Origin of the sequence: Corallococcus macrosporus DSM 14697 (genome assembly GCF_002305895.1) — a bacterium.
Taxonomy (GTDB): domain Bacteria; phylum Myxococcota; class Myxococcia; order Myxococcales; family Myxococcaceae; genus Myxococcus; species Myxococcus macrosporus.
In genome coordinates, this window is the sequence record NZ_CP022203.1 from 6,643,755 (window position 1) to 6,657,280 (window position 13,526).

General features: G+C 70.1%; 9 protein-coding genes. 3 read left to right on the top strand and 6 right to left on the bottom strand.

Translation table 11 applies throughout. The features are described 5' to 3' along the window. The first annotated feature begins 58 nt into the window (after positions 1 to 58). Positions 59 to 685 (top strand): glutathione S-transferase family protein, encoded by a 627-nt coding sequence (locus tag MYMAC_RS26600; RefSeq protein WP_204816961.1) that lies wholly within the window; start codon positions 59 to 61, stop codon positions 683 to 685. 59 nt (positions 686 to 744) lie between these two features. Here the strand turns inward: MYMAC_RS26600 and MYMAC_RS26605 are convergent, their stop codons facing one another. The 4 genes from MYMAC_RS26605 to MYMAC_RS26630 all read right to left on the bottom strand — a co-directional run bounded on the left by MYMAC_RS26605 (position 745) and on the right by MYMAC_RS26630 (position 7,129). Next, entirely contained in the window at positions 745 to 2,058 is a 1,314-nt protein-coding gene (locus MYMAC_RS26605) for a calcium-binding protein (protein ID WP_239989030.1), read from the bottom strand. 376 nt (positions 2,059 to 2,434) lie between these two features. Further along, complete coding sequence (locus tag MYMAC_RS26610) at positions 2,435 to 2,623, bottom strand: hypothetical protein (RefSeq protein WP_013941932.1); 189 nt, start codon at positions 2,621 to 2,623, stop codon at positions 2,435 to 2,437. A 410-nt stretch (positions 2,624 to 3,033) separates the two neighbouring features. Beyond that, a complete protein-coding gene (locus MYMAC_RS26620) occupies positions 3,034 to 5,784 on the bottom strand; it encodes a M16 family metallopeptidase (RefSeq protein ID WP_095960115.1) in 2,751 nt (916 codons plus the stop codon). Positions 5,785 to 6,220: 436 nt separating this feature from the next. Next, on the bottom strand, positions 6,221 to 7,129 hold the full coding sequence (locus tag MYMAC_RS26630) for a spermidine synthase (RefSeq protein ID WP_095960116.1): 909 nt from the start codon (positions 7,127 to 7,129) through the stop codon (positions 6,221 to 6,223). A 98-nt stretch (positions 7,130 to 7,227) separates the two neighbouring features. Here MYMAC_RS26630 and MYMAC_RS26635 point away from each other — a divergent pair, with 98 nt between their 5' ends. Then, complete coding sequence (locus MYMAC_RS26635; RefSeq protein ID WP_013941937.1) at positions 7,228 to 9,348, top strand: ATP-binding domain-containing protein; 2,121 nt, start codon at positions 7,228 to 7,230, stop codon at positions 9,346 to 9,348. Here the strand turns inward: MYMAC_RS26635 and MYMAC_RS26640 are convergent. Together MYMAC_RS26640 and MYMAC_RS26645 are read right to left on the bottom strand one after the other, a co-directional pair. Continuing rightward, complete coding sequence (locus tag MYMAC_RS26640) at positions 9,317 to 11,011, bottom strand: ATP-binding protein (protein ID WP_204816963.1); 1,695 nt, start codon at positions 11,009 to 11,011, stop codon at positions 9,317 to 9,319. The two genes, MYMAC_RS26635 and MYMAC_RS26640, sit on opposite strands and share 32 nt — an antisense overlap. A 174-nt stretch (positions 11,012 to 11,185) precedes the next feature. After that, a complete protein-coding gene (locus MYMAC_RS26645; RefSeq protein ID WP_170114776.1) occupies positions 11,186 to 11,860 on the bottom strand; it encodes a hypothetical protein in 675 nt (224 codons plus the stop codon). Positions 11,861 to 12,075: 215 nt separating this feature from the next. On the opposite strand from MYMAC_RS26645, the gene MYMAC_RS26650 reads away from it, so the two are divergent. Continuing rightward, a complete protein-coding gene (locus tag MYMAC_RS26650) occupies positions 12,076 to 13,386 on the top strand; it encodes a pectin acetylesterase-family hydrolase (protein WP_095960119.1) in 1,311 nt (436 codons plus the stop codon). Positions 13,387 to 13,526 lie beyond the last annotated feature (140 nt).

Consider the following 13,526-nt stretch of genomic DNA (forward strand, 5'->3'; position numbering starts at 1 on the left):
ACCCGCTCGTTCCCACTGGCAGCCACTTGCCCTCACCTGGGGAATGACGGGACGGTTCATGGACGACTACGAGTTGATTGGCTCACCCGGGTGTGGCTCGGCCATCGTGGAGATGGCGCTGCGCATCAGCGGCATCCCCTACCGGCTGACGGACCTGCCCTACCTGGAGCCGGGTCCCGGGCGCGACCGGCTGTTGAAGCTCAACCCGCTGGGACAGGTGCCCACCCTGGTCCTCCCCGGTGGCGCGGTGATGACGGAGAGCGCGGCCATCCTCCTGCACCTGCACGACGTCGCGCCCCAGGGCGCCCTGGTGCCGGAGGCCACCGCGCCCGAGAGGACGCGCTTCCTCAACCTGCTGTTCCGCCTGGTGGGCGCCGTGTACCCGACCTTCACGTACGCGGATGACCCGCCCAAGTGGACCCTGGCCGGCCCCGCCGCGGACCGGCTGCGCGACACCGTCATGGAGCGCCGCGCCACCCTTTGGCGTGAAATCGAGGCCCAGGTGGGCAGGCCCCACGTGCTCGGCGAGCGCTTCAGCGCGCTGGACCTCTACGTCACCATGATGACGCACTGGCGACCTGGGAAGGACTGGTTCGCCCAGCACTGCCCCGCCCTGACGGCGGCGGCATCCCAGGCCGAGAAGAACCCGCACGTCGCCGCGGTGCTGGAGCGTCACTTCCGCTGAAGACGATGACGTCCCCGCCGACCGGAGCAGGCGGGGACGCCGTCACACCGAACCGCGGCTCAGTGATACCAGGAGGCGGGGACCGGAGCGCCGAGCTCGCTCTGGAGCTGCGTACGAACGCTGCTGCTCAGCGGCCACCGCCAGGAGTGCTGGAAGACGTCTGACAGGTTGACCCCCGCCGCCCGGCTGGCGGCGATGATGAAGTTGTCCGCGGCGTGGTAGACGCTGGTGACGCTGCCGAGGTCCGCGGCATCCCTCCAGACATAGTTGATGAAGGGCCAACCGTGCTGCGAGTGCAGCCGGAAGACGAAGGACGCGAACAGGTCCGGCGCGCTGCGGCCTGACAGGCCGTTTCCGGCGCGGAGGGTGTTCTCCCAGTCATACCGGTAGCAGGTCGAGCCGCCGGGCGTCGTGGGAGTCGCCGTGGCCCCCGGCGTGCCACACGCCACGGTCGCGGTCCGGTAGGTGTCCACGAGCCCCTCAATCTGGCCGTAGAGCGTGTCGTGCGCGCTGGTGCCCGACAGCCCCTCGTATTCCATGGCCAGGAACCGCATCGCCACCGCATAGCCCGTCCGGATGCTGGTGCCATAGGTGCTTTCAGACGAGGCGAGCTGAGCGCCGTAGAACCAGTAGTTGCGGCCCAGCTCGTAGAAGGGCGTGCTGTCATGCACGCCCGCGGCGGCGGCGGGGCACATCTCATCCCGGAAGATCGGGAACGAGATCTCCACCCCGGTGAGGCCGACGAAGCCGCAGGCGACGCCAACGCAACTCATGGCATAACCGGAGGGGAGCACCGCGAAGCTGTTCAGGTTGCCATACCTGTAGTGGGGCGACGGCGAGTCTCCCGTGACGTCTTCATAGAAGTCGACGCCCTTGTCGATTCCCGTGACGATGTGCTTGATCTGCTGCGTCGTACAGGTGGTCCGGTCCGGCGTCCGCAGCGCGATTTTTCGCCCCTTCCACAGATACAACTGCGCCGGGGAATTGGTGCTGTTGACTGGCGTGTATGAATTCCTGAGCACGCAATACCAGGAATAGGGGTCACTGTAGTTCAGGTACGCGGCCTCATGGCCTTCATTGGGATACTGGTCCCGGCACGCCTTGTTGAGGTCCATGGGCTTGGACTGGCCCTGGTGCCAGCACTTCCAGCTGAAGGCGGTGGGATTGGGCTGCTGGAGATACGAATACGCGGTGGAGCCATACAGGGTCTGACAGTGCTGAGTCAGGTTCATCCCTGGCAGGGTCATCGCCTGTGCGGAAGCGCTCCAGGGCGCAATGATGGACAGGGCCAGCACCAGCGTCTGGAGTCCCGGGTGAGACATCCATGCGCGCACGGCGCCCCTGACGCCATGGGCCGACGGTAACTTCTTCATGTGGACTTCCCCCTCTGCGATTGCGTCACGCTCCTTGCTGCCAGGCGCGTGGTCCGGCGAAACGCCGATACGCGCCTGAATTAAACTGACGACACACCGTGAGTAAAGTGGATTCTGAGCAATTAAAGTGAGCCGGGTGATATCCCGCCGCATGGCGCAGCGACGACTCACCCTCGCCGCTTGCGCCGGCATGAGACAGGATTGCTCACAGCTCGCGCTGAAACACAGAGTCACAAACGCTTCCCGGCTCAGCGCGGGTTCAAGCCCTCAACCCTCTCACGCTGCGGCATGAGCAGGTCATCGGGGCTCGCGCCCCATGCCGCTTCAGCATGGGGTTCGTGCAGGGCACGGCGCTTCGCGCCCGGCGGGCGGGCGTTCAGCCCTCGGCCCGCCCCGGGGTGTGGTCCGGGTCCGGGTAGGGGCGCAGCCGGTGCGGCACATCCTCGTCGTCCCCTTCGGCGCTCCCTGGTGTGTGGCCAGGCTCCTCCTCCATGTAGTCCCCCCGGCGCTCCGGCGCGTCGTCTGGCGGCTCGGACCAAGGGCGCGGCGCTTCGATGTCTGGCATGGCGTCGTCCTCCTTGAGGTGAAGATAGGCAGCCAGCGGACATGCGATGCTCGCGCCCCGGAAAAAGGAGGCGCGCATGCACGCGGCCCAGAAGACCCTTCACCGACTCCTCGGCACCGCGGAGGGGCTGTTGTGGAATGCCGTCGCCATCCCCCTGACGCTGTACCGGGTGCTCCGGCCCGGGCGGAAGGACAGGGAGCGGGCTCAGCGCAACGCGGAGCTGCTCATCACGGCCTGCCGTGCCTATCAGGCGAAGCACGGGCAGCTCCCCGACGCGCTGGAGCGGCTCGTCCCGGAGCTCCTCCCCGAGCTGCCCCCTTGGCGGCCTCAAGCCAGGCAGCCAGGGATGCGGGGAGGGATGGCGGCCCCCGCCCCGGCGGGATGGACGGCAGGGAGGGAGCCTTGCCGGGCTACGGCTGGGACAGGGCCTGGATGGCGGACCTCGCCTGCCCCTCGTCCGCGGTGACGGAGACGACGAGCCGCTGGTGGCAGCCCTCGAACGCCTCTCGCAGGGACTCGGCCGTCACCGCCTGGAGCCGCGCGGGCCGGCCCGTCACCGCCTCGGGCGAGAAGCCCCGGACGCGCGCGGTCAGCAGCGCGTCCACCCAGGCTTCCGAGGAGATGAAGGAGACGGCCTGCTGGGCCAGCAGCCCCCGGCGCGCGCGCTCCAGCGTCCGCGCAGGCACCTCCTTCGCGAAGGACGCGAGGATGTCGCGGACCGTGCCGATGCCTTCGCCCATGCGCTGCGCATCCAGCGCGCCCTCCAACACCAGGTGCGCCGCGCCGCCGCGCCCCAGCCAGGGCCGCGCGGAGAAGCCATAGGTGGCGCCCCGGCGGAAGCGCATCTCGCCGGAGGCGTGGACGTGAATCAGCTCCGCCATCAAGGCGTAGCGCGCTTCCAGCTCGGGCGTGGCCGTGGGCAGCCGGCAGGCCAGCCGCACCTGCGCCTGGCTCGCGCCCGGACGCGGCGTGAGCAGCGCCTTCGCGGCGGCGGTGACGGCCGGCAGCTCAGGCGCGGGCGGCGTGGCGACGGGCTTCGCCGTCCCCCGGCTCCAGCCGCCCAGGTACTTGCGGACCAGGCCTTCCACTTCCTTCACGTCGAACTCGCCAGCGATGACGACCACCGTGTTGGCCGGCCGGTAGACGTCCTTCAGCCACGCGTCGGCTTCCGTCCACGACACCTCGGCCAGGTCCTCGCCGGTGGCCTCGCGCGAATAGGGATGCGTGCCGTAGAGCGCCTTCTGGAGGTGCCGCTCGGCCAGGCGCTCTGGATTCGAATCCAGCGCCCGGCGCCGGGGCAGGACCTGCTCGCGGTAGAAGCGCACCACGTATTCGTCGGTCCGCGTGGTGTCGAGCTGCTCGGCCAGCATCGCCAGCATGTTGCCGACGTTGCCGGCCGCGCCGGAGAGGCCGACGCGCAGGTGGTCACGCTGGAACGACGACGTCGAACGCAGCCCCCAGTCACTGGGGTAGCCCTCGAACCAGGACTCCCGGAACGAGCCCCAGGTCGCCAGGTCCGCCACGCCCGCCTTGTCACCGTGGGACGAGCCACCGCCGAGCGCCGCGCCGATGCGGACGACAGGGAGCCCCGGACGCGGCGCGAGCAGCACCTCCATGCCGTTGTCCAGCATGAGCACCTGCACGGGCGAATCCAGCGCCGCCGTCATGGACGGAGGCACGCGCTCCGCGGGCGTGGCCCAGGGCTCCTCGTCCACCGCCAGGGTGGCGCTCGCCGTCGCCGCGCCGGGCACTTCGCCGGGCCGCACGACGATGATGCGCACCCGGTCCCTCTGGAGCCACTGGTAGGCGAAGTCCGTCACCTTGCCGCCGGCGAGCCCCATCAGCGACACCTGGGAGCGGATATAGGCGCGCGCGTCCTGCGTGAAGTGGGTGAGCAACGCCCGGCGCCCGGTGCGTGACATGAGGTCCTCCGACTCCAGCACCATGTCCGTCACCACCAGCCGCCGCACCGCCCGGAAGCTGCGCTCGCGGTCCAGCACCGCGCCGGCCTGAAGCGCATGCACCCAGGCTTTCTGCACCTGGTCCAGCACATTCCCGGCCGAGCGCACCGGGTCGTCGCCCCGGCTGAGCAACACCCGCACCACCAACAGCGAGGCCCGCGTCCCGGGAATCAGGTTGGTGGTGATGCCCGCGATGTCGCCGTCGTTGCGCATCGCGCCCGCGAGATTCCGGCCGAAGGTGGCGCGGACGAAGTCCTGGACGGCGCTGGCCTCATCGAAGCCGCGCGGCAATACCCAGGACAGGTACACCTCCGGCGTGGGCACCGCGGCGGTGTAGACGGGCACCGACTCCTGGGCGGGCGAGGTGGGCGGGGCGGCGGGCTGCGCGGGCAGGCGCGCCTCCATCGCCAGGGGCACCCCCGTCCCCACCCAGGCCTCCGGCAGGTTCTCCTGGAGCGTGGCCTCCACGGCCGCCAGGTCCACGTCCCCGGCGATGACCAGCGTGACGTTGTCCGGGCGGTAGTGCGCCCGGGCGAAGCGCTGCGCGTCCGACAGGCTGAGCGCGGAGAGCGACGCATGCGTCCCCGCCAGCGGGCGGGAATAGGCATGCTCCCCGGGGAAGGCCGCCGCCTTCATCCAACTGAAGACCTGCCCCACGTACCCCGTCTCGTTGTGCTCGCGGAGCTCGTTGCGGACGACCTCGCGCTCCACCTCGAAGACCTCCGGGCTCACGCCCGCGAGCGGCGCGGACAGCCGCTGCCCCTCCATCTTCAGGAGCGCGGGCAGGGCCTCCTTGGGGCCCAGCGTCTCGTAGGACGTGTGGTCCAGGCTGGTGGAGGCGTTGAAGAAGCCCACCCCGGAGGCTTCCAGGCGCCGCCACACCGACGGCCCGCCTGCGTGACGGGAGCGGAACGCGAGGTGCTCCACGACGTGCGCCAGGCCCTCCTTGCCATTGGGGTCACTGGAGCCACCCGCCCCCACCACCGCGACCACCGCCACCACGGGGGAGCGCGCGTCCTGCTCCACCACCACGCGAAGGCCGGAGGGGAAGCGGAAGTCCCGCAGCGGGAAGGCCACGTCACGCATGACGATCTGCCCACGCGGCGGAAGCGCGGCGCACGCGCTCACCAGCAGCGCCAGGGCCATGACGGCGGCACGAGGACGCCAGGCGGGAGGACGGGAGACTCGCGGGGGGGACATCCAGGCTCCGAGGACATGCCCGGGAGCGACACGCAGGGCCATGCCCCACCGCCTCCCCCGGACGGAAGTGATTCGTGACAGCGATGAGGTGAAGGCAATGCGCGAACCGCGCGGGCCCTGGACTCAAGGCCAGACGGACGCGCTGTTCATACCATCCACTGAATGACAAACCAAGGGCCTGGATTCACAGGCGCATCCGCGAAACCCAGGCACCTCCGAAACACTGGCTAGACAGGTGCAGACGAGGACATCGACGGGGACATGAAGCTGTCCCCGAAGGTTTTCAAGGCCCACAAGGACCAGCTCGAGGACCCGGACACAATCAAGGTCGGGCAGGTGCTGAAGCTGCCGCCCGGGTCCATCGCCAACGCATGACGTGACTGCGAGGAGCGGCGGGAGGTCGTGTCACCCACGCGCCCCCTGCCCTCCCAGGAACTCAGCGCACCTGCGCCGGCGTCGTCACAGACGCGGGCTTCGGCAGGTCCGCGTCCTTCAACACCTTGCCCCGCGGCTGCCGCTGCGTGGCGTCCGTGAAGCCCTGGTCCACCAGCCCGCTCAAATCGAACGGCACGCCCCTGGCGCGCTCCAGCTTCTCCGCGCGCGCCTCCAGCGTCTTGGCCGCCACCTTGTCCTCGTACGCCACGCCCACCAGGATGCGGTTCGAGCTCCGCGGCACGATGAACTCGTGGAGCTGCGTGAAGGCCACCTGCCACGTGTGCACCATGGCGTCGTAGTGGCGGTTGGGCGGGAAGGCCCAGACGTTGCCCACCACCGCGCCCTTCGGGCGCAGCTTCGCCCGCACCGACGCCAGGAACTCCTGAGTGGCCAGGTGCTCGGGGATGCTGTCCGGGCCATAGGCATCCAGGAAGATGAGGTCATACGCGGGGCGCTCGGCTTCGACGAAGCGCCGGCCGTCCCCCACGTGCGCGCGCAGGTGCGAGTCCTCCTTGAAGCCGAAGTAGCGCCTGGCCACCGTCACCACGTCCGGGTCGATGTCCACCACGTCGATGTGCGCCTTGGGCACCACCTTGCGCAGGAACATGGGCATGGCCCCACCCCCCAGGCCGATGATGAGGATGCGCTGGGGCGCCGGCACGTAGGCCAGCCCCACCATGGACACCTGCGTGTACGGGAGCACCAGCTCCAACGGCTTGCCCGGCCGGACGACGCTCTGCAGGGCCCCCGAGGCATCGAAGCCCAGGTAGCGGCGCCCCTCCTCGTCCTCCGTCACCGAGATGAGGGTGTAGGGGGATTCCTTCTCATACAGGACCTTGCGGGTGGCGAAGGCCGTACACGCCAGGAACGCCAGCCCCACCAGCAGCAGCCGCCGGGTCACGCCGCGCATGTCCGTCCCTTCCTGGTACAGAGTACCAAAAAAACAGCATTTCTCTCAGGAAAAACAACAGGTTGACGCTTACAGCGCCGAGGTTCACCTTGCCGCGCATGAGCCATGTCGAGGCGTCGCTGCCGGACCATGCCCGCGCCATCATCGCCGAGGAAGAGGCCTTGCTGGCCCGTGTTCAGTCCACGCTGGAAGTGGCGCGGCGCAAGTCCGCGCACGGACAGGACGCGCAAGGACTTGTCGCCCAGTTGCAGGTCCTGCGCGACGACGCTTCCACCGCGGCCGTGGCGGACCTGCCGCACCTCTTCGCGCAGATGAACCAGATGCGCTCGCTCATGGAGCGCCAGGAGCGCGTGAAGCTGCCGGACCCCCAGGCGCCCTACTTCGCGCACCTGCGCCTCAATGGCGACGGCGGCCCGCGTGACTACTTGCTGGGCCGCACCACCTTCGCGGACGTGGGCGCCGGGGTGCGCGTGATTGACTGGCGCTTCGCCCCCGTGGCCCGTGTCTTCTATTGCTACGAGGAAGGCGACGACTACGAGGAGTACTTCGGGGAGCGGCTCGCCGAGGGCAGCGTGGAGACGCGCCGGCTGGTCATCATCGAGCGCGGCGTGCTGACGCGCATCATCTCCGGCGCGCTGGTGCTGGAGCGCGCCGCGGATGGCACCTGGCACAGCGTGAGCCGCGACTTCGCCACGCTCCAGTCGGGCGGCGCGGGCACGGCGGCGCGGCCGGAGTTCCTGGGCACGGGCAAGGGCGCGCGGCGCATCGAGGATGCCTTCGGCGTCACCGCCATGCTGGACGCCGAGCAGTACGAGGCCCTCAGCACCGGACCGGACCGGCCGCTGCTGGTGCTGGGCAGCGCGGGCAGCGGGAAGACGACGGTGGCGCTGCACCGGCTGGCGAAGCTGGCCTTCGACGACCCGCGGAAGTTCCCCCAGGCGCGCATGAAGCTCATCGTCCCGGAGGAGGGGCTGGCGCGGCTGTCCCGCCGGCTGCTGGCGCCGCTGGGCCTGGGCAACGTGGCGGTGCAGACGCGGGACGCGTGGCTGCTGGCCACCGCGCGCTCCGCCTTCAACCTCCCGGGCATCAAGCTGTGGCATGACACGCCGCCCCTGGTGTCCCGCCTCAAGCGCCACCCCGCCCTGCGGCGCGCGCTGGCCGCCCGCGTGGGCGTGCCGAAGTCAGACGCGGGCACCACCCTGGAGCGCCTGCGCACGCGGATGGCGGACGCGTACATGGACCGGCGCTTCCTGGAGAGCGTCGTGACGGCCGCCAGGGGCGAGCTTCCCCGCACCGCCATTGACGAGACGCTGGAGCACACGCGCCTGCAGCTCGCCACGCCGCTGTCCAAGGCGTTCAGGGACATCACCGACGCGGAGCGGCTCGTCACCGTGGACGGGCGCGCCATTGAAGACGACACCCCGGACGCCATGGCCGGCACGGTGGACCTGGATGACCTGCCCGTCCTGATGTTCCTCAAGGCGCAGCACACCTCGCTGGGCCTGGAGCGGCTGGCGCACGTGGTGCTGGACGAGGCCGAGGACTTCTCCCTCTTCGAGCTGTTCGCCGTCCGGCAGCTTTTGGGCAAGGGCAGGAGCTGCACGCTGGCGGGCGACGAGATGCAGCAGACGGACGCGGGCTTCGCGGGCTGGCCCGCCGTGCTCAACGAGTTGGACATCCGCGACGCCGCCACCTGCCGGCTCCAGGTGTCGTACCGCTGCCCCCGGCCCGTGGTGGAGCTGGCGCGGCAGGTGCTGGGCGCGCAGGCCCCGGAGGCCGCCGTCACCGGCCGCGCGGGCGCCCCGGTGGGCTTCCACCACTTCCCGGACGAGGCCCAGGCCCAGCTCTTCATCGGCGAGGCGCTGCGGGACCTGGCCGCGCGCGAGCCCCACGCGTCCGTGGGAGTCATCGCCAGCAGCCCGGAGGCCGCGCAGGCCATCCACCGCGTCGTCGCCGACCAGCCCTGGGCGCGGCTGGTGAGCGACGGCGAGTTCACCTTCGAGCCCGGCGTGGACGTCACCGACGTGGGCAGCGTGAAGGGCCTGGAGTTCGACTACGTCATCCTCCCGGACGCGACGGCGCGGGCCTACCCGGTGGACGACGAGTCCCGCCGCCGCCTGCACGTGGCGGTGACGCGCACCTCCCATCAGCTCTGGGTGGTGTCCTCGGGCGTGCGCTCGCACCTCGTCACGCCCGCTGGCGAGGCAGCTCCACGGTGAAGGTGGACCCCTGGCCGGGCTCGCTCTCCACCCGGATGCGGCCCTCCATGGCGTCGACAATCTGCTTCACGATCCACAGCCCCAGCCCCAGCCCGCCGTAGTGCCGCTCGCTGGCCAGCCGCTCGAAGCGCTGGAAGAGGCGCGCGTGCCCCTCCGGCGGGATGCCCACGCCCTGGTCCTTCACCGTCAGCCAGGCCCGGGCGTCATCCGCCTCCACCCGCACCTCAATGGGGCGGCCCCGGCCGTACTTGATGGCGTTGGAGAGCAGATTCTGGAGCACCTGCTCCAGCCGCAGCCGGTCCCAGTGGCCGGTGGCGGGGCCGCGCGCGTCCAGGCGCAGCTCGCAGCCGGCGCGCGCCAGGTCCTCCGAGAAGCGGGGCACGACCTCGCGGGTGAGCGCGGCCAGGTCCAGGTCCTCTCGCTCCAGCCGCAGCCGCCCCGCGGTGATGCGGGACACGTCCAGCAGCTCGCGCACCAGGCTGGACAGGCGGGAGACCTGCCGCTGCACGGCCACCACCTTCGCCGACAGCGCCTCCGGGGAGGCGGCGCCGCCGGCGCGCGGCTCCATGTCCCGCCGCAGCGCCTGGATGTTGAGCGTCAGCGAGGTGAGCGGCGTGTTGAGCTCGTGGGAGGCCACCGACAGGAAGGAGTCCCGGGCGCGCACCGCCTCCTGCGCTTCCGTGTAGAGCCGGCCGTTGTCCAGCGAGGTGGCGGCGCGGCGGGCCAGGTCCTCCGCCAGCCGCACGTCCGCCTCGGTGTACCGGCGCCGGGACTCCGAGTTGAGCAGCGTGAGCGCGCCCAGCACCCGGCCCCGGCTGATGAGCGGGACGATGATGAACGCGCTGATGCCCAGCGCCTCCACGGCCTGGCGGTACACCGGGTCTCCGCCCCGCGAGGCGGCGAGCGTGGCCGCGAAGTCGGGGGTGAACTCGGTGATGCCGGTGCGCAGCACCTTGCCGATGCCGCCCGGGTCCTCCAGGCGGATGGGAAAGCGCGTCTGGAAGTCGTGCGCCGGGGCCGCCAGCTCCGGCTTGGAGAAGGCCACGGCGGCGCGGCGCACCTGGCCGTCCGGCGTGGGCAGGTCCACCGAGCACGCATCCGCCAGGATGGGGACGGCCAGGTGGGCCATGCGCTGGAGGATGAGGTCGTGCTCCAGCGAGGACGCCAGCACCTCGCTGGCCTGGGCCAGGAAGGCCGCGTGCCGCTGCGCCCGGCGCATCTCGTCGTAGAGGGCCCGGAGCGTGGCCTCCTGCTTCTTCTCCGCGGTGATTTCACGCGAGGTCAGCACGACGCGCGCGTGGACGCGAAACAGCCGCATCACGAACCAGCGGTCCTGGGCGGCGCTGTGACATTCGAGCTCCGAGGCCTCGCCCGTCCGCGCCACCTGGTGGAAGCGCTCCTGGAAGGCGCGCTCCGTCCATTCGGAGTTCAGCTCCCAGAGCACCCGGCCGAGCGCGTCCTGCCGGGGCCGGCCCAGGTGCCGCTCCATCATGGGATTCACGTGGACACACACCGCGTCCAGCGAGCAGACCACGACCGCTTCCGGCATCTGGTCCAGCAGGGCGGTATCCAGCCCGCTGGCGTCCGACCCGTCGTGGCCGGCGCCACCTGGGTCCTGTCCGGTCGAATGTGCGTCCAAGCGGTCGGTGTGAGAACGGGCCAAGGCGATGTCCCTGCCGATTAACACTTCCGCAGCGCCCGCCCCACTGTCACGCGCCAGAAATCTGCACGGCAGCCAACATTCTCCCTGGCGCGGGTGCGCGCCCCGCCACGAGCGACGCGCCAGCCGGGACAGTGTCCACGGCTGGACACTGCCCCGCCCCTCCGGGACTGAGGCTCAGGGCACCTGCTGGCCCTGGCGCCAGGCCTCGCGGCGGCGCTCCTGGGCTTCCCGGCGCTGGAGCGCGTCCTGCTCCTGCGCCGGCAGCTCCGCCAGCCGCGTGCGGTGCATGTTGATGCTCAGCTCGTACAGGCCCCGGTCCCGCTCCGGCATCACGTCACCGAACCGGGCCAGCACCTCCGTGGAGAAGGTGATGAAGTCCTGGGACACCTTGCGCCGGTGCCCGTAGTACTCATGAATCTGCTCCACCGTGGCGTCCGCGGACAGCACCTTGCCGTAGAGCTCGTTCCAGCGGCGGGACTCCGCTTCGCGGCGCTCCAGCTCCTCCGCGTCCTGCGTGGGCGCGGCCATCCGCCAGTAGAGGTTGTCGGGCAGCTTCGCGCGAATCACCTGCAGGTCCACCGGGTGCACCTTGGGCGTGTTGTCGTCGGGCTCGGGCTCGGGGGGCCGCGTCAAATCCAGCGGCGGAGGGGGCGGCGTGGCCCGCTGCGGAGGCGGCGGCGTGCGCGCCACGGCCTGCGGCGCCGAGGGCGCGGCGGCCGGCTCGCGGGCGGCGGCCTCCTGCGTCACCGGCGCCGTGTCCGGACGGAGCGCATACACCAGCGCCGCCACCACCAGGCCCAACGCCACGACAAGGCCGGGCAGGCCCTTCCTCCATGCATTCACGGCCATGCCGCCCGAATACCGCGCACGACGTGGCGGCGGCAACCTCCCTCCGCGAGATGGCGCAATGCATTACAAATCTTGCCGCATCGCGGCACACCCATAGCGCAACGCAGCACCCCGTCAGCCCCCTCGTCGGAAACATGAAACAACCACAAACCGCCTGACTCTGATGCAACGCCATTGTATACACGGGTTTTCCAACTAAACCCGGAGGTCCCTGAATGAAGAACCTGGTGCTGGCTGGACTCACGGCCGCCGCGCTCGCGCCTGCTGTCGCTGGCGCGGAGGTCATCGTGTCCGGCATCGTCGACGTGCTCGTCGACGGAGGCAACAACTACAACTGGCAGAAGGTGGAGCTGCCGGGTACCAAGTGTGGCAATGGCTCCCAGTTCAAGTTCTGGGTGCACCGGACGGGCTCGCCCAACCTGATGTTCCTGTTCGAGGGCGGCGGCGCGTGCTGGGATTACGACACGTGCAGCGGCCGCGCGGGCCTGCTGGGCGCCGCCAACCCGAACGGCATTGGCGACGACTACATCACCCAGTTCACGGCCAAGTACGTGTCGCCGCTCGTCAACGGCGCGGACCCGGGCCTGCCGGGCCGCAGCAAGACGGACCTGGTGACCAAGGGTTGGAACATCGTCTACGTGCCGTACTGCACCGGTGACGTGCACGTGGGCAACAACGTGGCGACCTACGTGGACTCGACGGGGCAGAACCCGCCGCTGACGTGGCACCACAACGGCTACGTCAACACGCTGGCGGTGGCGAACTACGCGAAGACGCAGTTCCCCAACGTCCAGAAGATGCTGATGACGGGCTACAGCGCGGGTGGCACGGCGACGGCGGCCGGCTACTACTTCCTGCGCAAGGCCATCAACCCGGCGCGCGGCTACCTGCTCAACGACTCCGGCCCCATCTTCCTGGCGCCCAACGCGAACTTCCGCTCGCGCGCGCTGCACGAGAAGATTCGCCAGTCGTGGAACCTGAACTCCGTCTTCTCGCTGCTGCCGGCCACGTTCAGCCAGAACGACTTCGGCACCATCAACCGCATGGTGGCGCAGGAGTTCCCCAACGACCAGCTCGCCTACACGGGCTACACGCGCGACTACAACTACTCGCGCTTCTCGTATGAGCGCTTCCACTCGCCCAACGACAAGGAGTCCGTGCTGGGCCACTGGAAGCAGGACCAGGACGCGCTCGTCACGGAGCTGAACAAGTACAACAACTTCAGCTACTTCATCCCGCACGAGCGCGCCATCAACTCCAGCCACTGCAGCACCATCATCACCTTCATCGGCGCGCACGCCTGCCAGCAGATGGAGAAGAAGCGCCACTGGTGGGAGTACATGGAGTTCCCGTGGAGCCAGACGTACAAGTGCTACAGCGAGTTCGTGGGCATGGACACGTTCCTGTCGCGGTGGATCAACGGCAACCAGCGCATCCGCATCTACGAGCCCGCCAACGGCTACAACGCCGAGGACCCGGGCATGCAGATTGTCGCGCCGCTCATCAACGGCGCGCTGGGCGGGTAGTCACCGCCTGACACCGGGCCGGGCCCGGTGACGCAGCTTCAGGAGCGGGACGCCGGGAATCCTCTGGCGTCCCGCTTCGCCGTTTCAGGGGCCGGGCGGGGGCCCCCTCCCCCGCCGCTGGCCACGCGGCCCTGGGGGCG